This is a genomic window from Leptospira vanthielii serovar Holland str. Waz Holland = ATCC 700522, from assembly GCF_000332455.1.
GTDB classification, from domain to species: domain Bacteria; phylum Spirochaetota; class Leptospiria; order Leptospirales; family Leptospiraceae; genus Leptospira_A; species Leptospira_A vanthielii.
In genome coordinates this window covers 66,960-90,714 of sequence record NZ_AOGY02000051.1, presented here as the reverse complement: position 1 = coordinate 90,714, position 23,755 = coordinate 66,960, and the positions used below count along the sequence as shown (strand labels likewise).

Below are 23,755 nucleotides of genomic sequence, written 5' to 3'. Positions count from 1 at the left end.
TCAGTTGCGTTTCTTTTATAAAAGGGTGCGAATTGTTTCTAGCAATTGTTTGTTTTCTTCTGGGGTTCCAATGGTGATTCGAATGTAGTCTTTGGAAATTCCTGTAGAGAAATAACGAATGAGAATGTTCTTTTCTTTTAATTGTAAATAAAGACTTTCCGGAGAGATTCCCACTTTTGGTTTACAAAATAAAAAATTGGTAGAAGAGTTTGGAATGGAAAATCCGATGGACTCCAATTCTTTTTTTAACTTTATTCTTTCCTGGATCACAAGGGATCGTTTTTCAAAAAAGTATTCTTTGTCTGAGTATGAAGCTTCGGCAACCACTTGTTCCAAAATTCCCACATTGTAAGAATCTTTTAGTTTACGAATCCAATGGATGACATTAAGGGATCCCACAAGATATCCCACCCGAAGTCCTGCAAGCGCATAGGATTTGGAAAAGGTCCGGGAAACAACAAGATTTGGATGGTTTTTAATCTCAGAAATTAAACTAGCGTTAGGCTCAGTAAAATCAATATAGGCTTCGTCAGAAAGAACAAGTCCTGAAAAATTTTTAACTAAGTTTAAAAGTTTTGATTTTTCTTCTTCCACACCGGTTGGGGCATTCGGGTGGGCAAAACAGAGTAACTTACCTTTTTCTTTTAATAAAGATTCAAAATCAAAATGTAAATTAGGTAGGAGGGGAACCGCTTTGTAGATAGCCCCCACCATCATTTGTTCAGTAAGGACCGGATAGTAGGAATACGTGGGGTCTGGCGCCACAACCACATCCCCAGGTCCAATGAGTGTATGGAATAACATCCGTAAGGCTTCATCCGAACCATTGGTGACTAAAATTTGGTTGGGATCCAAATCATAATCTTTTGCTATGAGCTCTTGAAGTTTCCTTGCGTGGTAGTTGGGATACTTCCGTAAAACACCAGTTAGCATGACTTTCTCTACCGCATCTTTGGTTTTGGGAGAAGGTGGGTAGGGGTTCTCGTTGGTATTGAGTTTGATGGTAGATGTGCTAAGACCTGGTTGTTCGCCAGGAGTGTATGGTTTGAAAGTTAGTAACTCTTTACGCACCAATGTTTCCATAGAAAATATTTCGTTTGGACTTGTCACTGGATTATAACCGATTCAGGGCATTGATATAGGCTTTCGCACAGGCTTCAATGATATCTGTGGAATCCCCTTTTCCTACCACTCGTCTTTCCCCATCTTCTAAAGTCACAGAAGCTTCTGCCATGGCATCGGTTCCTTCCGTCACGGGAGAAATCACAAGCCGAGATAAGAGTGGGGAAAGTCCAGTCACTTGGTTTATTGCTTTAAAGATACTATCTACCGGCCCATCTCCATGGGCTTCTCCTTGTTTAGTTTCTCCTTTGATGGACAAAGAGATTTTGGAATCAGGAGTTTTGTTTGTTCCTGTATTTTGTTCAAAGGAAACAAGTCGGTAGGTTTCCTCCACTTGGGAACGGCTGATTTCTCCTTGAAAAAGTGCGGCTATGTCTTCATCAAAGACTTCCTTCTTTTTATCAGCAATCTCAAGGAAACGGTTGTAGGCGTTGTCAATTTCTTCCGGTTTGGGTTCAAAACCCATACGGATGATTCGATCTTTGAATCCCGCTCGGCCAGAGTGACGACCAAGAACCATACGATTGGATTTGAGTCCCACGGATTCCGGTGTCATAATTTCATAAGTTTGTCTGTTTTTAATCACACCATCTTGGTGGATTCCAGACTCGTGAGCAAAGGCATTGGTACCCACAATGGCTTTATTCGGTTGGACTACCATACCGGTTGTGGTTTTTACCAAATGAGAACCGCGAGTGATGAGTGTGGAATCAATTCTTGTTTCCACCCCAAAGGCATCCTTTCTTGTTTTTAATGCCATTACCACTTCTTCCATGGCAGTGTTACCGGCACGTTCGCCGATCCCGTTGATTGTGCATTCAATTTGACGACCTCCCGCAAGAACCGTTGCGAGTGAATTGGCCACTGCAAGACCAAGGTCGTTATGGCAATGGGCAGAAAAAATCACTTTGTCGGCACCTTTCACTTCCTTTTTAAGGAAGCGAAATAGATCCATATATTCTTGTGGGGTGGTATAACCCACAGTGTCTGGAATGTTGATGGTGGTTGCGCCTTCTTCGATGACAGCTTCGACTAACTCGCGTAAGAATGACCATTCCGAACGAGTGGCATCCTCTGGTGAAAATTCAACATCGGTAACAAAGTCTCTTGCCATCTTGACGGCAGCTCTTGCCATCTCCAAAACTTCCGCAGGAGACTTTCCCAATTTGTGTTTCATGTGGATGGGAGAGGAAGCTATGAAGGTATGAATTCGTTTGAGTTTGGCCGGTTTTAGCGCATCACGTGCGGCTTCCAGATCAGGACGAAGGCTCCTTGCGAGTCCACAGATGATTGGTCCTTCGATTTCCCGAGCGATTCTTTCTACAGCTTTGAATTGTACAGGAGAAGAAACTGGAAATCCAGCTTCGATGATATCGACTTTCATTCGGGCAAGGTGTTGGGCAATTTCCACCTTTTCATCTTCGCTCATCGCAGCCCCGGGGCATTGTTCCCCGTCCCTTAGAGTGGTATCAAATATGCGTACGTAATCTTCCATCTCCTTCCAGATCATAGGTTTGCTTTACTCTGTCAAGTGCGTATGGAATGCACCTGTGATCCAATGGTAGGGTTTCCCGTCTTTATCGATAGGAACGGGAGTTTGTTTCCCTTCGCTCCAAAACCGGATGGGTTTTTCCAAATCGTAGGTCACTTCCTTGTCTGTGATGGAGGATAACCTGGATTGAACTTCTGCTCTCGGATACGGTAGGTAGAAAAGGAAGACCATCACACCTCCCAGGGCCAAAAAAAGAACCCAGTGGGAAATCTTCTTAGTAAAAGGAACAAGGACCCAGGTGATTCCAAACAGGGCAAAAAACCAGAGGGGAAATAAATACCGAATGGGATAAGGATGGAGGTATGTGAACCTTCCCACAAGTAGGAGGAGTCCGACTAGGACCGGAAAAAAGACAATCAGGAGGTGGCGGATGAGTTTAGGAAATTTTGGATAAGTAAAAAAGAGCAAACAAATTAAGAAAAGAATCGATTTTCCTTGGTAGTAGATATGTTTCGAAAAGTCCCAAAGGTAAGTTCCAGAGAGTTGCAAACTACTTTCTAAAGTTTGGCGTGAAAGATAATTCCATAGAATTTGGAAACTTCCGGGAATCTGAAAGATCTGTCTCAAACCGAGGAATGCGAGTTCATTGAAGAGAATAAATAGGAAGCTTAAAATCCAAAAACGTTTCTTTTGGAAGTAAGAAATTCTCTCCGAGAGAGGCCTCTTCGAATCCCAAATTCGAACCACAAAAAAAGAGATAGCACCCACAGAAAACGAAAAACGATCTGAGAGATAAAGTAGCGAAAAACTAAAGAAAAAGAAGGCAGTTAAATGATTGGGAAGATACTGGTGAGAACCATCCCCTCGGTGATCCTTTTCTCTGTCGTTTAACACCGAATAAAGATACATGGTAAGAAGAAGTGAGAAAAAAAAACCTGTGCTGTGGTGTGCCTGCGATAGAAAATATACAAAAGGAAGGGGATTGTCTCCAATCCAATATCCGAGGAAAGAGACTAGGATCAAAAGAAACTCGAAACGAAAGAGAAACTCTAGTGCCGCTGTTTTGGTTGTATACTTGGTAATGAAAAAAGAAATTCCGAGTAACACAAAAAACATTTGGAGAGTTCCATACGCTGAAGGAATGTATAAAAATGGAACAAATGGATAGAGGATTAGATTTAAAAATAAATCAGGGAAAAAATAGGGAGATGGAGGCAAATACCAGTGAAACATTCCATGTCCCGAAGCTAAATCCTTTAAAAGTAATGGAAGGTAGAGATTGTCTGCGGAATGAATTAGATCAAAGTAAATTGTTTCGCATAACAAAAAGTTAGTGATGCCGGAAACCAAAAAAAACCAAAAAAAATAAAATTGCGGTGGGGATTGGATCGACATAGGATACTAAAGAGGGAACCTCAACATAACGAGGCGAGTTCCTTGTATGATGAATGATAACAAAAACATGGATTTAGTCCTTCCTCAGTTCTTTTCTGTCAATTTAGACGGTGGCGAGGACACTACGATTCCACTCCGATTCTACCAATCGTTTCTCGGGGGGACTGTCCTAAAAGAAAGTTTTGGTCATTCTGAATTGAAATTGAAATCGGGGGAATGTTTGGTCTTTTCCAAAGTTACAGAACATTGCCCGGTGCGTAAAGGAACCATCACTCTTACTTGTGACACAACCACCCTCAACCACTCCAATTTTTCTTCACTCAAACTGGTTCAATCCATTCCAGACAAAAACTATTCGTTGTATGAAGATCCTTGGGGAAATTGGGTCTGGTTTTATTTTTTAGATTCTAAAAATTCCGCCAAACGGTCGGGATAGTCTGTAATGAGACCTGCCACTCCCACTTCCATTAACTGGCTCCATTCTTCTTCCGTATTGGTGGTATAAGGAATCACAAGTAAGGACTCTTCCTTTAGGCCTTGCACAAATTCTTTTGTACAGGCAGAAAGATGGGGAAGAATTAAATCCGGCTCATAATCCATGTAACTCTTGTTTAGCGAATCTCCTTTTTCCATGAGAAGGCCACGTAATACCTCGGGTTCTTCGATTCTGATCAGATCCACAAGATCCCAATCAAAACTACTGACCCAAATGCGATCACTGAGTTTGTATTTCCGAATCAGTTTGACAAGGGCCGATGCCAGAGCCTGCCTTTCCTCTTTTTTACCTTCACTTTTCATTTCGATATCAAAAACAGTATTTTCGGGAAGAGTTTGGATCACTTGGGAGAGTGTGGGAATTTGTTCTCCTTCAAAGGCTTCTTCAAAAAAACTTCCCGCATCGAGTTCCGCAAGAGCCCGGTATTTATAATCAGCCACTTTTCCTTTCCCATCGGTGGTTCGATCCACAGTGAAGTCATGGATGACCACAAGTTCGCCGGACGCACAAAGCATGGTATCCAATTCAAAAAACCGTGTGGAATCAGATCCCACAAGAAAGGATACAAGAGTGTTTTCTGGAGCAAGGCCCCGTGCCCCCCGATGTCCGATATTGGCAGGAGTTTTTCCGAGAATGGCTTTGATTCTTTCGATTCTTGGTTGGAACATAGTCGCCTTACCCTGGTTGGATGGTGGATTCGAAACCCTCTTCTTCCATGGCTGATCGGAACATTTGGTTTTTCAAAGTTTCTCCCAAATAACGATCAATGTAGATATGGATGGCATAGAGAAGAGGTGTGATGGCGATTGCCACACCCATCTTGTATAAAAAATTCGTATTGGCAATGGCGATGAGTTTGGAGACGGGATGGTATTTGCCGAGGGCGATAAAGATCACTACATAAGAATCAATCAGTTGGGAGATGATGGTGGAACCGGTAGCCCTTAGCCATATATGTTTACCGGCAGTTTTTTTCCTAAGGAAATGGAAGGTATGGAGGTCAATCATCTGCCCAATCATATAAGCGATAATGGAACCTAAAATCACAAGGCCGGAATTGGCAAACACCCGTTCAAAGGAGGCATCATCAATAGGAGACTCAGGGCTTGCTGGAATTTGGATGTCGATCACAATAAGAAGGTAAGCAAGTCCAATCATCACCATACCAAGAAAGGTTGTGGCTCGTACTACCTTTCTACCATAGTATTCGTTTAAAAGGTCCGTGATGATAAAGGTGACAGGAAAAGGGATAACCCCCATAGTCATTGTGAATCCGAAGGCAAAAAATAATTTACTACCGGTAAGTTCGGCAAGCAAAAGAAAGGTTAGAAAAAAACTAAGAAGAACCGTATATAGAATGACCGGTTTTTGTTTGAGAACATGCATAAATTTCTTTTTCCTTTCCTTTGAATTTAGACTAGGAGAGAATCCCTCCTGAAAAATCATGGGATGAGAAATAGGGTCTTGGGAGTTTCTAATATTCTCTACTCTTTTTTTCATCCGCGTTCGATAATCATACTAGAAGTAATATATGCCCGAATCTGAAAACTCATCCTCTTCCAAACATCCTCTGTCTAATGCAGCTAAATATTCCTTATTATTTGCCTCTTGGGTCTTTTTATCCGCCATCTCCTTCTATTTAGGAATGAATTTAATCCAAACGAGTGGAACCGCCCTTGTTTTGAAAGACGCGCCCAAAATGGGGAATGCCAATCCAAGTGTAGTCGAAGCTTCGACTCCCTCTCTTGGCACTCCCTCCGAGATGGAAACAAAAGATAACTCAGAGTCCCAAACAACACAAACCGTAGAAGAATCTGCGTATTTGCCGGGTTTCCTTCCAGATGAGAATGTAACATTTCGTTCCTCCGCCTGGTCCACTGATTGGACAGCGATGAAAAAAACAGTCCATCTCTACAACGAAATCCATCCTTTCATTTATACTATGAAAGGAGGACTTTCTAATAATGGAGAATTGATTTCGAGTTGGTCTAGTACTTCCAAGAAAGAACGAGTTCTGGAACTTCGTGCGTTAAATCCAAAAGTGAAAATCATACCCACTATCTTTCGTTGGGAAAATCCAAAGGAAAAAATCCAAGAAAACATTGGAATGGGTGGCCGTAACGACATCCGTGACCACCACATCCAAGTCATCGTAAATGAAATTATGACTTATGGTTATGATGGAATTGATATTGATTATGAAGGAATGTCCTGCGACAAAAAAGAAAAGTTTGAAGAGTTTTTTGCACTACTTGCCCGAGAAGTTCATAAAAAAGGAAAACTCATTTCTGTTGCGGTTCACCCGAAAACTCCTGCGGAAAAAACAAAAAAGAAAGAACTGAATTGCCGTGGCCTTTCCAAACCGATCGTTCTTGACTTCCGTGAAAATTGGAGAGGGCCCACTACGCATGATTATGCTTTCCTTGCCAAACACGCGGACCGAGTGAAAATTATGGCCTATGAACTCCATCCCCGTAAATACCATAACCCAGGTCCAGGCCCCCAAGCACCGAACGTTTGGTTAAAAGAAATCATCACTTATGCCAAAAAAAGAGTGCCCATGCATAAACTTTATATGGCCATTCCCACTTATGGATATGATTGGGCTCTCAATTGCAAATCTTCTGCCAAAGCCATTTATCATTCCGATGCCCAAAGGATCAAAGCAGGGGTCCATAAAAATCGCCAACCCACGGATATCAATCGGATCTTAAATGAAGAGAACAAAGTGGCTAGTTGGAGAAACTTATCTAAGTTTTCTGACATCCATAAAAATCGCGCTTATGAAGATCCATCCCTTTGGTATACCAGTGGTGGTTGTGACCGAGTCGCTTTTTACATGAACCGAAAAGCCTTTGAAGAAAAAATGACCCTTCTTCGTAAATACGATTTGGGGGGATTTTCTTTCTGGCAACTCGTGACTGACAATGATCCAGAAATCAATGTTTACTTAAGTAAACTGGTCCAAGGCCAACTCCCTCCTGTGGAAAAAGCCAAAGAGGAAGAAGAACCAAAGGAAGAAACAACAACTCCAATGAGTGATTCCAAAGAGGCATTGAAAGTATCCGATTCCAAATCTAAATCCAAAACAAAAAAGTTTTAAGATGAAAACCTTAATCTCTTCGGATGTACGTTTGCTTGCGAACCTCATCCAAGAGGGAAAGGTCGTTATTTTTCCCACAGAAACTGTCTATGGAATTGGCGCTTCCACAAGGCTTGAGTCGGCTTGTCTCCGCGTTTACGAAATCAAAGGAAGGCCCAAAGACAATCCTCTCATTGCCCATTTCCATTCTATTGAATCCATTGCCGCCGTATGTGAGTTAGGGGAAGTTGGTAGAGCATTATTGGAACGTTTTTCTCCAGGCCCCCTCACTCTCATCCTTCCTAAAAAAGACAAATCCCTTTTTCCAAAGGAATTGGATACCCTTGCCGTAAGGATTCCTAAAAATCCAGTGGTTCGTGAATGGATTGAACTTTCTCGGGGACCGGTCTCTGCCCCTTCAGCCAATCTATCAGGAAGGCCTTCTTTAACCAAACTAAGTGATGTTTTGCGATACTTCGATGGGGTCGTGGATGGAATCCTTGTTGCTGAGGAGCCGAGTTTTGGGATTGAATCGACGGTGGTAAGTCTAGTCGGATCACATCCCACTCTCCTCAGGCCAGGTTCCATTGAGTCGAGCGAACTTCTGTCAGTTGTATCAGATCTTGAAATTCCAGGTCCCACTTCTAAATACGATATTCGAGCTGTGCCTTTAAGTCCCGGAACCAAATACAAACACTATGCCCCGACGGCCCGTGTGATTTTGGCATCCAAAGAAGAATTCGAATTTAGTTTAAAGACAATGAATGAATCCAAGTCCACCGCATGGATTGGATTTTCCTTGGAAGGGATAAAACCAGTGTTAGAAAACCAGAGAATTCAAAATCACACATTAGGGGAAGGTAAGAATCTTTGTTTAGTATCATCTAACGAAGATTATGCGTCTAAACTCTATGCTTTTTTTGAATCCTGTGACAGTTTGGGATTCCAAACCATCGTTTGCGAAGTTCCCAAACCGGGACCTGGGGAAGAGGGACTTCGCAATCGGCTAGAAAAGGCCGCAAGTATTTAGGCAAACGAAGTACAATTTATCTTCTGTTTTTCCAATCCAAACGAATAGGAGAGAGTAGGGAAACCTCATTCAGTGATTCCAATACCTTTAGTTCAGCAATGAGTCCGCCAAGAATGGGAATTTTGTTTCTTAGATTGTAAGCAGGAAGTTCTTCTGTGAGAAGGATCGGTTTTCCACCTAATCTTTCTTTCACTTCATGAACTGCATCTAAAAGCCCTCCGAGTGAATCCACAATCCGGTTTTCCACAGTTGGCAAATACACTCTCCCCATTCCAATTTTCGGAAGGTCTTCTAAGGAAATTTTTCTACCTTCGGCCACACGCCTATAAAACAAACCTTCGATCTTTTTGATTTGAGATTCTAGATACTGAACACTTTGTTTGGAAAGGGGTTGGAATTCAGAATGGATGTCTCGAAAGGGATAAAATCCAACGGCCTCTTTATTCAATTGAAACTTCTTGTATAATTTTTGTAAATTGGCTCGGATACTGACTGCACCAATGGAACCTGTGATACAAACGGGGGAGGCTGTGATATGATCTACCGCCGAACCAAGGTAATACCCACCACTCGCAACAGTATCTTTAAAATAAGCGGTAACAATTTTGGTTTTCTTTAATTCTAGAATCTCTTGGTGGATTTGTTCTGAATAAAACGCAGATCCCCCAGGTGAGGAAATTTCTAAAATCACAGCTTTAATTTTTTTGTCTTCAGAAAGAGCTTTTAGATTGGGAATGATTGAGAAGGCTTCAATTTTTCCATTTTCCCTATGTTTATGTAAAAAATCACCCCCAGAGATTCCTCCTTCCAAAGGAAGGATCACGACTTCAGCTTTTCGTTTGGGAAGGATGCGAAATTCTTTGATTTTGTAGTGTAGGGACGGATAGTTTCCAGAAAACACCTTTCTGTTTTCAGAAAAGAATTCTGTTTCTTTTTTGATTCCTTGGATGATCCCAGCTGACAGAAGTTCATCGGCAGAAAGCATTGGTCTATAGAAAATAGGTTCTAATGATTTTTTCCCATTGGTAAGGGCATCAAGGATTACTTTTCGTAAATCCAAAACCAAAGTTTCTAAATTCTTTTTTGCTTCTTTAGAAAACTCACCCCTAGTGAAACTTTCGGCAAAGGATTTGTAGGGACCGGAGGCAAAGGCTTGGACTTCAATCCCCCAGGTTTTTAAAAACTTACCGAAAAACATGGGTTCGGCGCTTGGTAGTAAAACCATAAACTCAGATTCCGGGGCCAAATAACTTTCTGAAGCTGCTGTTAAGAGAAGTAGAGTTCCCACGCCACCTTCTTTGGCAAAGATTCGGACTTTTTTCCCTGATTCTTTAATGGCTATTAGCTGGTTTCTCACTTCATAGAACTCAGAGAGAGTCCATTCCAGAGGTGGTAGGGAGATATCGAAGGTTTTTATTTTCCCATTTTTTTGAATGAGTTTGAGAAGGATGAGAAGTTCTAATCTTGTGACTGTTTCTTCCTTACCCTGAAATTTTTTGACTAAGTAAGATTTGTAAGAATCTTCAAAAACAGCAGGAAATTCCAGTTCATAGACCTCGCGGCCCGATTGGAAAACTAGGCTTAGACGTAGGTATAACTGATACAAAAGGCGAAAGGGCAAAAAAAGTATCAAAAAAAGAATGCGAAACACGGGCGAACCTCTTCCGTCATTTCTTAAAATTCTTTCCAGAATGAAAGAGGAAAACAAGCTATCCGATGTGGATTCCTTTATTCGTATTCGCGGCGCCCGAGAACATAATCTCAAAAACGTAAACCTTGATATCCCAAGAGATAAACTTGTGGTGATCACTGGACTTTCTGGATCGGGGAAGTCCTCCCTTGCCTTTGATACCATCTATGCCGAGGGGCAAAGGAGGTATGTGGAATCCCTTTCCAGTTATGCCCGCCAGTTTCTCGGGCAAATGGAAAAACCGGAAGTGGACCAAATTGAGGGTTTGAGTCCCGCCATCTCCATTGAACAAAAAACAACTCACCGAAATCCGCGTTCGACTGTGGGTACGGTTACGGAAATTTATGACTATTTACGGCTGTTATATGCCAGAGTGGGAAAACCTCATTGTCCGAAATGCGGAACCGCTATTTCTAGTTTGTCTGTAGACCAAATCACCGATAGAATCAATTTATTTCCCGAAGGAACGAAACTCCAAATTATGGCCCCCGTCATCCAGGGGAAAAAAGGGGAACATCGCGAGGTCCTCGAACGTTTCAAAAAAGAAGGATTCAACCGGGTTCGTGTGAATGGAGAGGTGTATTCATTAGAGGATGAAATTCCTTTGAAGAAAAACTTCAAAGCAGATATTGATATCGTTGTCGATCGGATTGTAATAAAACCAGGAATCCAGTCCCGGTTGTCGGATTCCGTGGAAACCGCTTTAAAAACTGCGGATGGAATTGTTGTCGTGGAAGATGGGGAAAAGGACCATCTGTTTTCGCAAAAACTATCTTGTCCCAAATGCGATGATGTGAGTATTCCCGAACTCACTCCAAGACTATTTTCTTTTAATTCTCCTTTTGGAGCTTGTTCGAATTGTGATGGACTGGGTGCTCTCTTAGAGTTTGATGAATCTCTTCTTGTCACAGACCGAGAAGCCTCACTTGCGGAAGGTTGTATTGAGGCCTGGGGTGGTTCTAAATCCAACTCCTATTGGTATATGGCCACCATACAAGCATTATCTAAAAAGTTAAAATTCAATCTAAACACTCCTTGGAAAGATTTATCCGAAAAAATTCGATCTACAATTTTACATGGAGATGCGTCCATTCATATCGATTATGATTTTCGGGGTGCCAATTCGCATTATGAATTTTCCAAAAATTATGAAGGTGTGATTCCTAACCTCAAACGTCGGTATAAAGAAACAAAATCGGATTCGATGCGCCAGTGGTTTGAATCCTTTATGACAAACCATGATTGCGATGAATGCCATGGAAAACGTCTCCGTCCGGAAGCCTTGGCTGTCAAAGTACAAGGAGTGGGAATCGATGCTTACACTGGTTATTCCATTGAAAAGGCCTTAGCGTTTACAAAATCCTCCGAATACAAAGGGGCCGAAGATACCATTTCCAAACCCATTCTAAAAGAAATCCTCCAACGCCTTCACTTCCTAAACGATGTGGGCGTGGGGTATTTGAATTTAAGTCGTTCCGCAGGAACTTTATCCGGCGGTGAGATGCAGCGGATTCGTTTGGCCACTCAAATTGGATCTCGCCTAATGGGTGTTTTGTACATTTTGGACGAACCTTCCATTGGCCTTCATCAAAGAGACAATACAAAACTTGTCCAAACCTTAAAAGGCCTTCGTAACCTCGGGAATACAGTTCTTGTTGTCGAACACGATAAAGAAACTATGGAAGAGGCTGACTTTATTGTGGATATGGGTCCTGGTGCCGGAGTCCACGGTGGGGAAATTGTGGCCTTTGGCACACCCGAACAAATCAAAAAAGACAAACATTCTGTCACAGGTAAATTTCTCTCTGGGGAAAAAAGAATTTCCATGCCGAAAACAAGACGTGAGGGTAATGGAAAATTCCTGAAAATTACAGGAGCAACGCACAACAATCTAAAAAATATTGATGTATCGATTCCACTCGGGAGTTTAACGGTTGTTACCGGTGTGTCGGGTTCCGGAAAGTCTACGCTGATTAATGAAATTCTTTATAAGGAACTCGCAAGTTCTGTGATGGGTATGAAACTCATTCCCGGAAAACATAAAAAAATCCTGGGGAAAGACCAGATTGATAAGGTGATTAACATTGACCAGTCGGCCATCGGAAGAACTCCGAGATCCAACCCGGCAACTTACACTGGTTTGTTTACTTTTGTTCGGGATTTGTATAGTGGACTGGAAGAGGCAAAAGTCAGAGGATATGGTCCCGGAAGATTTAGCTTTAATGTGGCTGGCGGACGTTGTGAAAAATGCGAAGGAGACGGTATCTTAAAAATTGAGATGCACTTTCTTCCTGATATTTATGTGGAATGTGAAGTTTGTAAGGGAAAACGATACAACCGTGAAACTTTGGAAGTAAAATACAAAGGAAAAAATATCTCTGATATCTTGGATATGACCATCGAAGAAGCCGTTGTTTTCTTTGAAAAAATTCCAAATCTCAAACGTAAGTTAGACACTCTTATGGATGTGGGACTTGGTTATATTAAACTCGGCCAAGCTGCCACAACCTTTTCTGGGGGTGAGGCCCAAAGGATCAAACTATCCACAGAACTTTCCAAAAGACCTACCGGAAAAACACTATATATTTTGGATGAACCAACCACAGGACTTCATTTCGAAGACATCGAAAAGTTACTTTCTGTCCTGCAAGTCCTTGTCGACAAAGGAAACTCTATGGTTATCATCGAACATAACTTAGATGTAATTAAAGCCGCAGACTATATCATTGATATTGGACCTGAGGGTGGTGACGGTGGTGGGGAAGTGATCGCTACAGGGACTCCAGAAGAAGTGGTTACCGTAAAACGTTCGTTTACTGGCCAGTATTTAAAAAAAGTATTGGAAGAAGAGAAGGCACTCGATATCAAGTATGCCAAAAAGAAATCCAAGTAGTTTGTCGTGAGTGTCAAACCAGAGAATTTGATTTTAAAGTATGGTGCCCCTGGTTCTTCTTATCCAAAAGATACCGGTGGACCAGAGACCGGGTTTTATCGAAGTTGGAAACCCTATCTCATAAAGGAAGGTTTTTATCACTTTCTTCTCGGTTTAGAATCTTATTTAGAATTCCAGAAGAAACTATCTCACTTAGCAGAAGAGCCTGTGGGTGTTTCCCTTGCTCTTTCCTGTATGGTCGAAGTCAATGTGGCAGGGGGAATCCTTCTGCAAAGTACAGACTTACTAGAGCAAAATCAAAGTTTGGCCAAAAAAATAGCTGAAACGAAAAAAAGATCCTTGGATTCTCTTTGGAAAGGTTTTCGGGAAGGAACCCCTATAAGAATTTATGCTGTAGGAGTGAGTGAGCCCGGTTGGGAGGGCAAACTTCGAAAACTTAGTTCAAATCTAGAGAATGGACTTCTATCAGGAACCAAATCCTTTATCACCAATGGTGGGGAGGCCGATGTAATTTTCTGGGTCACTAAATCGGGATCTGAGAATCCCGTCTATCTAGTGCAGAGGCAAAAAGATGGAATCCCTGCGATTCGGGAAAACCAAATCCAAGAAGAATCCTTTCCTACAGACTTTACTCACCTGGTAAGTCATATCAAACTTACGTTATGCGAATTTCCCATCACTGAGACTGACTTGGTTTTGGAAAACTATGGCAAACTGGGAATGGAACTAAGATTAAAAGAGCTTTTGTCTTTAGTTTCGTTACTGATTGGCAAAACAAAAAAGATCTCGTTAGAAGACAGAACTGTAGCAAAAGAAAGGGAAAAACTGATCGAATGGAGAGATTCGTTTCTCTCTTCGTGTAATGGTTTCCCCGATAGCGAATTTTTACTTTCTGGATTCCCTTACCCGACGGAAGGCCTACTTTCCGCACTTGCAGAACATTGGAAGGTTACTTCACCTCAGGAACTTAAGTCCATTGATCCAGACTATCAACTTTTTGTTTGGGAAGATTCCTTTACTAATTACTTAATCCAAAAGAAAAAAAGAAATCTCTAGTGATGGTGGTCATGTGCATGCCCATGGCTATGACCATGATGACCAAACTCACGTTCTGTTTCTCGAACAAAGATATCCTCTAGTTTCTCTTTCAGTGAAGATGATATTATTTCTACAGAAACAAAAGGGACTCCAAATTCTTCTTTTAGTACTTTATGAATTTCTAAAACGATTTTATCCCTGTCTGCATCTTTTTTGACTAAAATTTGTAGTTCAATAGAAAACACACCGGATGTGAGTTTGCGAACTGTGATTTGGGGAACCGATTCGATACCCCGATAGGTTTGAATATGTTCTAATAAATGTTCTTTGTCAAATTCACTTGTGTCCGCTTCGATGAGAATTTCTATCGATTCTTTGACAATTCCATAAGATGTTTTTAAAATAAAGATTCCGAGAATTACACTTAGGAAATGATCCACTTCTCGAAATCCAGTAAATCGAATAAGAATGGCCCCAATAACAACCGCTAGGGTCCCGAGTAAATCGCTAATTACATGAAGATATGCCGATTTTAAATTGAGACTTGTTTTACTGACCCCAACAAGAAGACCTGCTGAAACCAAATTGATCCCAAATCCCACAAGCGAATAGGCGAGCATCGAGTCCGCTTCCACATGGGACGATCCAGAAAAACGCATATAACTTTCATACAATATAAAAAGCGCAATCCCGATGAGGAGTAGACCATTGAATAAAGCAGCCAAAACCTCAAACCTATGGAATCCAAAAGGATATTTTGCGTTTGGTTTTTTAGAGGCAATGAGGAGTGCAAATAGCGAGATAATATGGGCAAATACATCAGTAAAGATATGACCTGCATCTGCAAATAACGCAAGGCTTCCGCTTTCTTTCGAACCAATCCATTCAATAAAAAAAATAAGAATAGAGAGTAAACCCGAAAGGCTTAAGAAAAATACCAACCGGGAACGTTTGGGTCTTGGTTTACTCATTGTTTGTATTGAGTGATCCTGTGGCTCTTGGAACAACGACGATGTCTACTCGGCGGTTGAGTGCTTTGTTTTCTTTTGAGGTATTGGGAACAATGGGTTGGAATTCCCCATAACCGGCACTGGAAAAATTCTTTGGATTTAGATTTTTGTTTTGTAACATATTATCCAAAACAGATAACGCTCGTTCGCTGGAAAGGTGCCAGTTGTTTCTGAATTTTGTTTTGATAGGAACATTGTCTGTATGTCCTTCTACGACAATGTAGTTTTCAGGATAAGCAGCCAAAATATCCCGAATTTTTTCAATCGCAGGAAGGATGGCTGGTTTTAGTTCCGAAGAACCACTATCAAAGGATATTTTATCATCAATATTGATGATAAGTTTGTTATGAAAACGTTTAAGGCGAATTTGGCCTGAAGTGATTTCTTTGGCTAACTTTTCTTCAAACTCTTTGGTTTGTTCGGCAAGCCGTTCCAATTCTCTTTTTTGTTCTTTAGTGAGTTTCCGAAGGTTAGCCAGTTCCTCTTCTAAATTGCGAATCCTTTCTTTGAGTTCATCCATTTTGGATTCGTAATTTTCGCGGAGTTTTTGTTCTTTTTGAAGACATTCTCGTTCTTTGTCTTCAAGTTTTTTCTTTAAGGCATCTAGATCGGCCCGATCTTTTTCTTCTCGTTTTCGATTTTCATCCGCAAGAAGGCGTTCTTTGTCCGTACCTTTTTTTTCCAGACCCCGAAGGCGCATATTGTAATCGCGCATTTTATCGGAATACTCGTCTTGTTCTTTGGTTCGATTTCTTTTTTCTAGTTCTAAATCTTCTGTGAGATTTCGATTTTGGGTTTGGAGTTCTTTTTTTTCTTCTTCCAAACGATTCAATTCGTTTTGGTGTTGTTTGCGAATGTCGGCCAGTTCCAATTCCAAAGCATATTTTTCTTTGTAGATTTGGTTGTATTCGTAAGGAAAATAAACCCAATCTGCGGATAGTCCAGAAACAAAAACAAGAGTTAGGAGTAAAAAACTTAGGTTTCTCTGATTATTTCGCATCATCAAAACTGTCCTCTAAATTGACTTTCGGTAAACTCGGAGCTTCTGTTTTGACTCGCTCCCAGTCAGAGACACGACGACGAGCGTCGGATTTTTTTTCGGCATATTGGGTTTCATAAATTTCTTTTTTGATATATTCTGGATCAGCAGGAGTTTTGCCTTGGGATTCTTGGAACTTAACTGCAATTTCGGAACGAACTAATTCCAGTTCGGCGATTAGTTCTCCCAGAGCCGCTTCCTTCATTTCCAAATAGGCTTTGTCTTCTTTTTCTTTTTGTATCCAAGTTTTGTAGCGTGTTTCTTCTTTGGCCCGTTCCAATTCATGGCCTTGGCTTTCTTCCAGATACCGTTTGGAAGCTGCCGAATCTTCTTTCAAAACAAAGTAAGTTTCTTTCGCTCGTGCTAACTCGTGCTGTGAGTTATGTTTTGTTACCTTGCTTTGCGAGATTTTGATGGCTTGGGCTGTGAGAGTGTTGGCCTTTCTTTGCGCCGAGACTTCGTTGTTGAGTTTGATGATTTTATCAGTGAGGACACGTGTGGCATTTTTCTGCTCGGTATTCATAACCTCATCGCGCACATAGGCATCAGGAACCTTGCTGATTTTTGGTTCGAAGAGAACACATTGGGAAAAAACAAGTAGAAGAAAAAGATTCGTTTTCAAAATTCGAACTCGTGCCGACATAGGATATAGCCTATGGTCTACGTGACATAACCGTCAATTGGAAAATTCAGGAAATCCGCTGATTTATGGAAGAAGAAAGAAAGAAAGAGTCCGAATTCCGTATCAAAATCGACAGAGACAGCGATTCCTATGATGAGTTTGTCAGTCAGATCAAAGACCTCATTGCAAATGAGGATTCCAAACAATTAAAAGAAATGCTCGATGGGGCGCACCCTGCCGACATCGTCACCTTATTTCGTGATCTAGAAAGAGAAGAGGAGTTATATCTATTCCGTCTCCTTCCGAAAGAAGACCAAGCCTATTCTCTCATCAAAATGGAAGAGGAGACCTTAGAGTCTTTTTTAGAGGAACTTTCCGTTGATGAGATTTCGAACACTCTGGACCATATCGAAACAGATGAAACTACTTACCTTCTTTCTTATCTTCCGGGCGCCAAACGGGAATTAGTTTTAGCCAATTTAAGTAAAGCCGATAGTTTTGAAATTCGTTCCCAATTGGGTTTTCGCGAATACTCTGCCGGACGTCTTATGTCCAAAGACTTTGCCACAGTGTCCATAACGGACAATGTTCGTAAAGGAATCATCAACGTTCGTAAAAAAGCTAAAGAAATCGAAGATATCTACCAAGTGTATGTTACCGATGAAGATGGAGTCCTTGAAGGATTCATTCCTTTAAAAGATTTATTCCTGACTCCGATCAACACTAAGGTAGCAAAAATCACAAACTTCTCTGTGTTTGCGTTTCATTATGACGTTGATCAGGAAGAGGTAGCCAATACATTTAAAAAATACGACTTAGTCAGTGCCGCGGTCACCGATGATTTGGGCCGTATCATTGGACGCATCACAGTTGACGATGTCTTGGAGATCGTAGAGGAAGAAGCATCGGAAGATATCCTACTTATGGCGGGGGTATCGGAAGATGAAAGGTTATCCACCCCCATTTTACAATCGGTAAAACGACGGATCATTTGGCTCAATGTCAATTTACTCACTGCTTTTGTAAGCTCCACAGTAGTTGCGTTTTTTGAAGATACCATTTCTCAGATTGTGGTTCTTGCTACTCTTATGCCGATTGTGGCGGGACTTGGTGGGAACGCAGGTACGCAGTCAGTAACTGTTGTTATCCGAAATATTGCCACCGGAGATCTCTCATTTTCTAATTGGTGGGAAGCGGTTCGAAAAGAGTGTACAATTGGAGTGATCAATGGACTTGTACTGGGAACTGTCACAGGTTGTATGATCTTTTTTGTGAAAGGAAACTTAGTTCTAGGTCTTGTGGTAGGAACTGCTATGTTTGTAAATATGATTGTGGCTTCACTCACTGGATCTTTAGTTCCGATCGTACTGAAGGCAATGCGTGTGGATCCGGCAATTGCTTCCTCTATTTTTGTAACGGCAACCACAGATGTTTGTGGGTTTTTCTTTTTCCTCGGACTTGCCACAGTGTTTGCAAAATATTTGATTTAGGGTTTGCCCTTTCCTTTTAAAATTCTTGCCACTAAAGAGAAATCACCAAATACTGATGTCGAAATGAAATTCTTGCATTTGTTTGTATCGGTTCTCTCCTTTTTTCTTCTGATCCATTGCCAATCGGCACCCCAAACGAGCACAAACGCGAATGCAGAATTAAGCCAAGAAATAACATCTGTAAAAGATTTACTTCCGCCGCCCGGTGGTGAAGGGGAAATCATTATCAACGAAAGGGGCGAAGAAGTCCAAAACCATACGGGGGAGATTCCTTTCTTTCAAAAGAAAAGTGATCTTCCCACAGAAATTTTTCGCGTTTTTATTGCCTCCGATTCCTACCAAGTTCGCCAAATCCGCCATACGGATAAAATTCGCAGAAAACCAGATGCGGGTGGGGACGAACTTTCGAAAGAGGAAATGAAGAAGTTTGATCTCCTCAGTTTTGTGGATGATGGAATGATCACCATTGGACTCAATACAGTGACAGGAAAACTAGAATCGATTGCTTTCGATCGGCGTGTTCCGAGAATCAACGACATCGCAAAGATCATCCAAAACGATGCTTCTAGATTCAATTACGAACATTCTAGTAAAGATGGAACGCCCATCATTACTAGGTTTCTAATTAGTTACCAAATTCGCCTCTATCCTGGAAAAACGAGAGACGAAATCAAACAGATGTTACAAAAGAAGAAATAATCTATCCGCAAACTGATTTGAATTCAGGGAATCCTTTTTCCCTGCTGTTTCGATTGGTGAAACTTCCATTGTTTACCACTTAAAGTTTCCATGTTTTTCATATTGGAAAGGAATGGTTTCCGCAACTGCTGGGACTTGCAGTCCTGAATCTCCCTTTAAATCAAACTGAGCTGTTTTGGATTGGATGGTTTTGTAAAGAGAGGAGCTAATCGAAGTGATTGGAAACTTTGTGGCTACTTTCACAGTGGAAGTTTTTCCAGAATTGAGAATTTCTTTAGGTGCTCCATTTAAGAATTTTTCCCCTGCCAAATTTAAATCGTAGGTAAGACCTGTTAGGTTTAAGTTAGAGGCAGCTTGGTTCGAGAATACAAAATCAAACTCGGTATTTAAATCTAACTTTAAGCCAGCTAATCCCGCTTTGGCGGCCGAAGTGGCAGGTTGTTTGGATCCTCCCAAAAGCCCTTTTAGAAAACCAGTGGCCGTGTCAGCAAGGCTATCTGTATTGGATGCGCTTAGGATATCGGCTTCCGTGGGCATTAGAATTTTGAAATTTTGGATTTCTACATTGGGAAGAATGGCAGGGATTTCTCTCTTTTTTATGAAGGGGAAAGTTAGTGAATCTTTTCCCAGAAGTTGCCATTGTTTAGGGATAGGAACTTTCATATTTCCTTCAGCACTAACTTCTAATAAGGGTTTGTTTGGAAATTTTTTATAGAGATTGAGTAGGTCAGTGTATTTTAGTTTGACTTCCAAAGGAAGTTGTTTTGTTTTTTTTCCTTCAATGGCACCCAGATCGGTTTTGATTTGGGAAAGTTTTAATCCTTCAATTTTAATATCCATATCGATTAAGGAACTGGGAATCGAAACGGGATAGGGATTTTCCACTGAAGTCACCACATTCAAAGTGATATCAGTGAATGTGATGCTCTTGATTGATAGAGAATCAAATTCAAAAGCAGGCATAGGAATTCTATCCTGGATCACACCAAGAACAGAACATTGGAAAGTGAAAAGCGAAAGGATTAAGGGAAGTGCCAATTTCATCTTAAGAAATCTCACCTAAATCTAAGGTTTTGTCAAGTGAATTGGATTTTCATAACAACGGGTGCATGATCCGAGAGAACGGGTTCTTTGGCAATGTGAACGGACTCAATTTTGTATTTAGAAGATTTAGTGATAAAAAAATAATCAATCCTCCAACCCTTGTTGTTTTTCCGAGCTTGGAAACGGTAGGTCCACCACGAGTATTCGTCTCGAAGCTCTGGTTGTAGAATCCGAAAACAATCGAGAAAACCCAAATCCAAAAACTTGGAAACCCAGGCCCTCTCTTCGGGAAGGAAACCAGAGCTCTTTTGGTTTCCTTTTGCGTTATGGATGTCTATTTCTGTATGAGCAATGTTCACATCCCCACAAACAATTAGAGGTTTTTTCTTCTTGGTATAGGGTTTTGCTAGTTCAAAAAAGGAATCTAAAAATTGGTATTTTACTTTTTGGCGTTCTTCTCCACTCGTTCCTGAAGGAAAGTAGAGATTCCAAAGATAAAAATCATTATATTCCAGAAGAATGGATCTTCCTTCCGAGGAATAGATTCCCTCTCCCCATCCAAGAGAAATGGATTTGGGTTTTATTTTGGTCAGAACCGCAGTTCCGCTGTATCCAGGTTTGTCTGCGATACAGGTATATACTTCATATCCCAGATCTCGGAATTCTTTTCGGTCAATTTCTGTCACAGGAGCTTTGGTTTCTTGGAAACAAATAATGTCAGGATTTTCCTGACAGATAAAATCGAGCAAACCTTTGCTCAAACTGGAACGAATTCCGTTGCAATTTAACGTGATGATTTTCATCTAGAATTGAGATCGATTGTATGGCGTAATAAGTCGATACTAAAAAAGGCATGATAGAAATTTCCGCAGAAATTCCGTTCCTCCGAACGTCCAAACTCTCGTTTCTCTTCTGGGATGAATCCCCAGGTAGTTTAGAAACTTGGGACTGGAACGAGGGGATTACTATATTCTTCCAGACTCGGCGTGCCGGTGAATTGGAGTTCCGCTTTGGGCCTCCACTCTGGGGAATACCAACGGAAACGAACCGTCTCGAGTTTCCTTTTGTTTCCATTCATAATATTCCGACAAACAAGTATTTGGCGTCAGAGTTATCTCGATTAGGGGAAGGCAAAACTATCTATGTACTGATTCCGAAAGGTTTGGAATTGGAAGCCCGTTCTGTTTTTGCTCGTTTAGAATACCTTTGGGATGATAAAATTTCCCCAGATCGTATCACTCATAAATTTGGACTAACAGGAAAAACAAGTTCTGTTGCCGATTCTACTGTTTCTCAAAATCATATTTCTAAAAAAGTATCCTTCAGCCATCCACCTTTAGAGTTTGTGGGAAAGTCGGGTAGAAAAAAGGAAAGAGAAGAGGTATTGGTTTCTGCCAATGGTACGAGTGTTCACTTGGAAGAAGTTAATACGGAACTTGCCTACGAAGAACGGGAGGAAATTTCCCCACCTGATGAATCGCCAAACCACCCTTATGATTTAATTGAATCTTCTTTTTCGGAATCAGAAACTGAAACTGTTGAGCCCATACCGGTAAAACCGGAAATCGTTCCAGAACAAAAATCTACCGAGACCGAAGAATCTTCGGAGTTACATGCATTAGACGAATCTGCGAATACAAAATTTTCGCTTCAGTTGAAGATGATGGGGGTGATTAGTTTTCTCTTTATACTTTCTGTTTCCGTTATTATCTTTTTTGCTTCTTTTTATTTTAAAAGATCAATAGAACTTCAGTTACGTGATAACAATATTCGCATTGCCGAAATTATCGGTTCCAAAGTAAAATCGGATATTTTGGGTGTTGTGGAAAAAGGCCGCCAAATTGCCATTACACTCACAACCCAAGGGCTTCCCGAGGTAGAACGAAGACTTCTGATTAAAACATTCTTTCAAAACGATAAAGAATTTATTTACTTAGGGATTTTCGAACGGAAAGAAAATACCTTAGTTATGAAGCGGGAAGTTTTTAATGAGGAAGAGTTAAAAAAAAGCTCAGTTACAGAAGAAGACTTCCACGCAGTTGTCAACAGAAATCGGGATGCACTTGCGGAAGCATTTAATGGGCAAGCTGTATTATTAAACTCAAGTCCTGGATTTCAGGAACCTTCTTTTGCCATTGCCATTCCAACATCCGAAAATGGGGAAAATGACAATGCTCTTGTGATGATTGTTAAACTAAACAAAATCATAGGTGCTTTTTCCAAAAAAGGAATCGAAACCACTTTTATGGTGAATGGAAATGGAATCGCTCTTGCCCATCCGAAGGAAGACTTAATCCTTGCGGCGACAGATCTTGCTTCTATGCCAATCGTCAAATCTATGTTAACCAGTGCTCCCAATACTGGTCAAATGAGTTATTTGGATGAAGAATTAGGTGGGTCCTACTTGGGATCTTTTCAAAAGATTGGCTTTGCGGATGCGGGAGTGATCACCATTGTATCAGAAGAAAAAGCATTTGCCGATGTTTATAAAAGTCAAAAAACAAATTTATATATTGCTGGAATTGGACTTTGTTCTGCACTCATCTTTGTATTTTTCTTTTCAAAAACCATTACAAAGCCAGTTTTACAACTCTTAACTGCCACCTTAGAGATCGCCAAAGGAAATTTTAAAATTGGGATTAAACCAACAACTCAAGATGAAGTTGGCCTTCTTACCAAATACTTTATTGATATGGGTGCGGGTTTGGAAGAAAGGGAAAAGGTAAAAAACATCCTCGGGAGTATGATTGATCCTGTGGTGGTGCAAGAGGCCATGGTGGATTTGGCTGCATTGAAACGGGGATCAGAAACTCATATCACTGCTTTTTTCTCGGATGTTGCCAGTTTTTCTACCATCTCCGAACAGCTAAAATCGGCAGATCTGGCGGCCCTACTAAACGAATACCTATCTGCGATGACCCTTTTACTTAAAAAACATGAAGGTGTTTTGGACAAATACATCGGGGATGCCATTGTGGGAATCTTCAATGCACCAGTTCCCGTTTTAGACCATGAGCTAAAAGCCGCCCGTGCTAGTGTAGATATGGTGATGAAACTTGCTGAGTTACGCGAGTATTGGACAGAAAACAATCTCTACTCCAAAGAAGCTCAAGTGATGGATGCAAGGATTGGACTGAACTCTGGACCAGCTAAGGTTGGTTTTATGGGAACTGATGCTTTGGCATCATACACAATGATGGGGGACACGGTGAACCTTGCGGCAAGGCTCGAAGCTGCAGGTAAAGATTATGGAGTGAATATTCTCATCACAGACCCCATCCGTGATGCCATTCAAGGGGAGATGGTGACTCGGTATTTGGACCTTGTTCGTGTGAAAGGTAAAAATGAGCCTGTGAAAATCCATGAACTCATTGGTTATCGGTCTTTGGTTGCACCAAACGCCATAGAGGCGGCAGAGATTTATGAATCGGGATTTAAAGCCTATTTGGAACAAAACTGGGATTCTGCGATCAAATTATTTACTGAGTCTGAAAAAATAAAAGCTAATAAAGACAAATCTAGCCGGATGCTCATGGAACGCTGTGAAGAATACAAACTAAACCCTCCAGGTTCCGGTTGGGATGGTGTGTTTACAAGGACACATAAATAAACT

Annotated in this window: 19 protein-coding genes; 8 read left to right on the top strand and 11 right to left on the bottom strand. The window is 41.1% G+C overall.

The window, feature by feature from the left end; genetic code table 11:
* Nucleotides 1–15 precede the first annotated feature (15 nt).
* From hisC to LEP1GSC199_RS11045, 3 genes are read right to left on the bottom strand one after another with little or no spacing between them, the layout of a single operon-like run.
* On the bottom strand, nucleotides 16–1,083 hold the full coding sequence (gene hisC, locus LEP1GSC199_RS11055; RefSeq protein WP_002982749.1) for a histidinol-phosphate transaminase: 1,068 nt from the start codon (nucleotides 1,081–1,083) through the stop codon (nucleotides 16–18).
* Nucleotides 1,084–1,114: 31 nt separating this feature from the next.
* Nucleotides 1,115–2,632 (bottom strand): 2-isopropylmalate synthase, encoded by a 1,518-nt coding sequence (locus LEP1GSC199_RS11050; protein WP_002982535.1) that lies wholly within the window; start codon nucleotides 2,630–2,632, stop codon nucleotides 1,115–1,117.
* Between the two features lie 9 nt (nucleotides 2,633–2,641).
* Nucleotides 2,642–4,009, bottom strand: coding sequence for a hypothetical protein (locus LEP1GSC199_RS11045; protein WP_002982234.1), 1,368 nt, complete (start codon nucleotides 4,007–4,009; stop codon nucleotides 2,642–2,644).
* Nucleotides 4,010–4,055: 46 nt separating this feature from the next.
* Between LEP1GSC199_RS11045 and LEP1GSC199_RS11040 the strand changes: the two genes are divergently transcribed.
* A complete protein-coding gene (locus LEP1GSC199_RS11040; RefSeq protein ID WP_002982676.1) occupies nucleotides 4,056–4,445 on the top strand; it encodes a hypothetical protein in 390 nt (129 codons plus the stop codon).
* Here the strand turns inward: LEP1GSC199_RS11040 and LEP1GSC199_RS11035 are convergent.
* Both LEP1GSC199_RS11035 and LEP1GSC199_RS11030 read right to left on the bottom strand, forming a co-directional pair.
* Nucleotides 4,403–5,173 carry a glycerophosphodiester phosphodiesterase gene (locus LEP1GSC199_RS11035; RefSeq protein ID WP_002982618.1) on the bottom strand — a complete coding sequence of 257 codons (771 nt, stop codon included), beginning with the start codon at nucleotides 5,171–5,173 and terminating at the stop codon, nucleotides 4,403–4,405. The genes LEP1GSC199_RS11040 and LEP1GSC199_RS11035 overlap by 43 nt on opposite strands.
* A 7-nt stretch (nucleotides 5,174–5,180) precedes the next feature.
* The gene (locus LEP1GSC199_RS11030) at nucleotides 5,181–5,891 is read right to left on the bottom strand and encodes a queuosine precursor transporter (protein WP_002983135.1); all 711 of its coding nucleotides are present in this window, start codon (nucleotides 5,889–5,891) and stop codon (nucleotides 5,181–5,183) included.
* Nucleotides 5,892–6,036: 145 nt separating this feature from the next.
* On the opposite strand from LEP1GSC199_RS11030, the gene LEP1GSC199_RS11025 reads away from it, so the two are divergent.
* Both LEP1GSC199_RS11025 and LEP1GSC199_RS11020 read left to right on the top strand, forming a co-directional pair.
* Nucleotides 6,037–7,608, top strand: a complete 1,572-nt coding sequence (locus LEP1GSC199_RS11025) for a glycosyl hydrolase family 18 protein (RefSeq protein WP_002982220.1) — start codon at nucleotides 6,037–6,039, stop codon at nucleotides 7,606–7,608.
* 1 nt (nucleotide 7,609) lies between these two features.
* On the top strand, nucleotides 7,610–8,617 hold the full coding sequence (locus LEP1GSC199_RS11020) for an L-threonylcarbamoyladenylate synthase (protein ID WP_002982477.1): 1,008 nt from the start codon (nucleotides 7,610–7,612) through the stop codon (nucleotides 8,615–8,617).
* A 16-nt stretch (nucleotides 8,618–8,633) separates the two neighbouring features.
* Here LEP1GSC199_RS11020 and LEP1GSC199_RS11015 read toward each other — a convergent pair whose 3' ends face one another.
* Nucleotides 8,634–10,268: a S49 family peptidase gene (locus tag LEP1GSC199_RS11015; RefSeq protein WP_002983143.1), complete on the bottom strand. Its 1,635-nt coding sequence runs from the start codon at nucleotides 10,266–10,268 to the stop codon at nucleotides 8,634–8,636.
* A 40-nt stretch (nucleotides 10,269–10,308) separates the two neighbouring features.
* On the opposite strand from LEP1GSC199_RS11015, the gene uvrA reads away from it, so the two are divergent.
* Together uvrA and LEP1GSC199_RS11005 are read left to right on the top strand one after the other, a co-directional pair.
* On the top strand, nucleotides 10,309–13,200 hold the full coding sequence (gene uvrA / locus LEP1GSC199_RS11010) for an excinuclease ABC subunit UvrA (protein ID WP_051999756.1): 2,892 nt from the start codon (nucleotides 10,309–10,311) through the stop codon (nucleotides 13,198–13,200).
* 6 nt (nucleotides 13,201–13,206) lie between these two features.
* Nucleotides 13,207–14,256, top strand: a complete 1,050-nt coding sequence (locus LEP1GSC199_RS11005; protein ID WP_002982790.1) for an acyl-CoA dehydrogenase middle domain-containing protein — start codon at nucleotides 13,207–13,209, stop codon at nucleotides 14,254–14,256.
* Here LEP1GSC199_RS11005 and LEP1GSC199_RS11000 read toward each other — a convergent pair.
* From LEP1GSC199_RS11000 to LEP1GSC199_RS10990, 3 genes are read right to left on the bottom strand one after another with little or no spacing between them, the layout of a single operon-like run.
* Nucleotides 14,253–15,209: a cation diffusion facilitator family transporter gene (locus tag LEP1GSC199_RS11000; RefSeq protein ID WP_002982622.1), complete on the bottom strand. Its 957-nt coding sequence runs from the start codon at nucleotides 15,207–15,209 to the stop codon at nucleotides 14,253–14,255. The genes LEP1GSC199_RS11005 and LEP1GSC199_RS11000 overlap by 4 nt on opposite strands.
* Complete coding sequence (locus tag LEP1GSC199_RS10995) at nucleotides 15,202–16,248, bottom strand: OmpA family protein (RefSeq protein ID WP_002982397.1); 1,047 nt, start codon at nucleotides 16,246–16,248, stop codon at nucleotides 15,202–15,204. Before LEP1GSC199_RS10995 ends, LEP1GSC199_RS11000 begins: the two co-directional genes overlap by 8 nt.
* On the bottom strand, nucleotides 16,238–16,930 hold the full coding sequence (locus LEP1GSC199_RS10990; RefSeq protein WP_002983217.1) for a hypothetical protein: 693 nt from the start codon (nucleotides 16,928–16,930) through the stop codon (nucleotides 16,238–16,240). The genes LEP1GSC199_RS10995 and LEP1GSC199_RS10990 overlap by 11 nt, the downstream gene beginning before the upstream one ends.
* Before the next feature lie 65 nt (nucleotides 16,931–16,995).
* Between LEP1GSC199_RS10990 and mgtE the strand changes: the two genes are divergently transcribed.
* Both mgtE and LEP1GSC199_RS10980 read left to right on the top strand, forming a co-directional pair.
* Complete coding sequence (gene mgtE / locus LEP1GSC199_RS10985; protein ID WP_002983028.1) at nucleotides 16,996–18,399, top strand: magnesium transporter; 1,404 nt, start codon at nucleotides 16,996–16,998, stop codon at nucleotides 18,397–18,399.
* Between the two features lie 63 nt (nucleotides 18,400–18,462).
* On the top strand, nucleotides 18,463–19,098 hold the full coding sequence (locus LEP1GSC199_RS10980; protein ID WP_039926737.1) for an LA_2219 family laminin/E-cadherin/plasminogen-binding protein: 636 nt from the start codon (nucleotides 18,463–18,465) through the stop codon (nucleotides 19,096–19,098).
* A gap of 72 nt (nucleotides 19,099–19,170) precedes the next feature.
* Here LEP1GSC199_RS10980 and LEP1GSC199_RS10975 read toward each other — a convergent pair whose 3' ends face one another.
* Nucleotides 19,171–20,142: an LEA/WHy family protein gene (locus LEP1GSC199_RS10975; RefSeq protein ID WP_002982322.1), complete on the bottom strand. Its 972-nt coding sequence runs from the start codon at nucleotides 20,140–20,142 to the stop codon at nucleotides 19,171–19,173.
* A gap of 32 nt (nucleotides 20,143–20,174) precedes the next feature.
* The gene (locus tag LEP1GSC199_RS10970) at nucleotides 20,175–20,945 is read right to left on the bottom strand and encodes an exodeoxyribonuclease III (RefSeq protein WP_002982337.1); all 771 of its coding nucleotides are present in this window, start codon (nucleotides 20,943–20,945) and stop codon (nucleotides 20,175–20,177) included.
* A 50-nt stretch (nucleotides 20,946–20,995) separates the two neighbouring features.
* Here LEP1GSC199_RS10970 and LEP1GSC199_RS10965 point away from each other — a divergent pair, with 50 nt between their 5' ends.
* A complete protein-coding gene (locus LEP1GSC199_RS10965; protein WP_002982382.1) occupies nucleotides 20,996–23,752 on the top strand; it encodes an adenylate/guanylate cyclase domain-containing protein in 2,757 nt (918 codons plus the stop codon).
* Nucleotides 23,753–23,755: the final 3 nt, after the last annotated feature.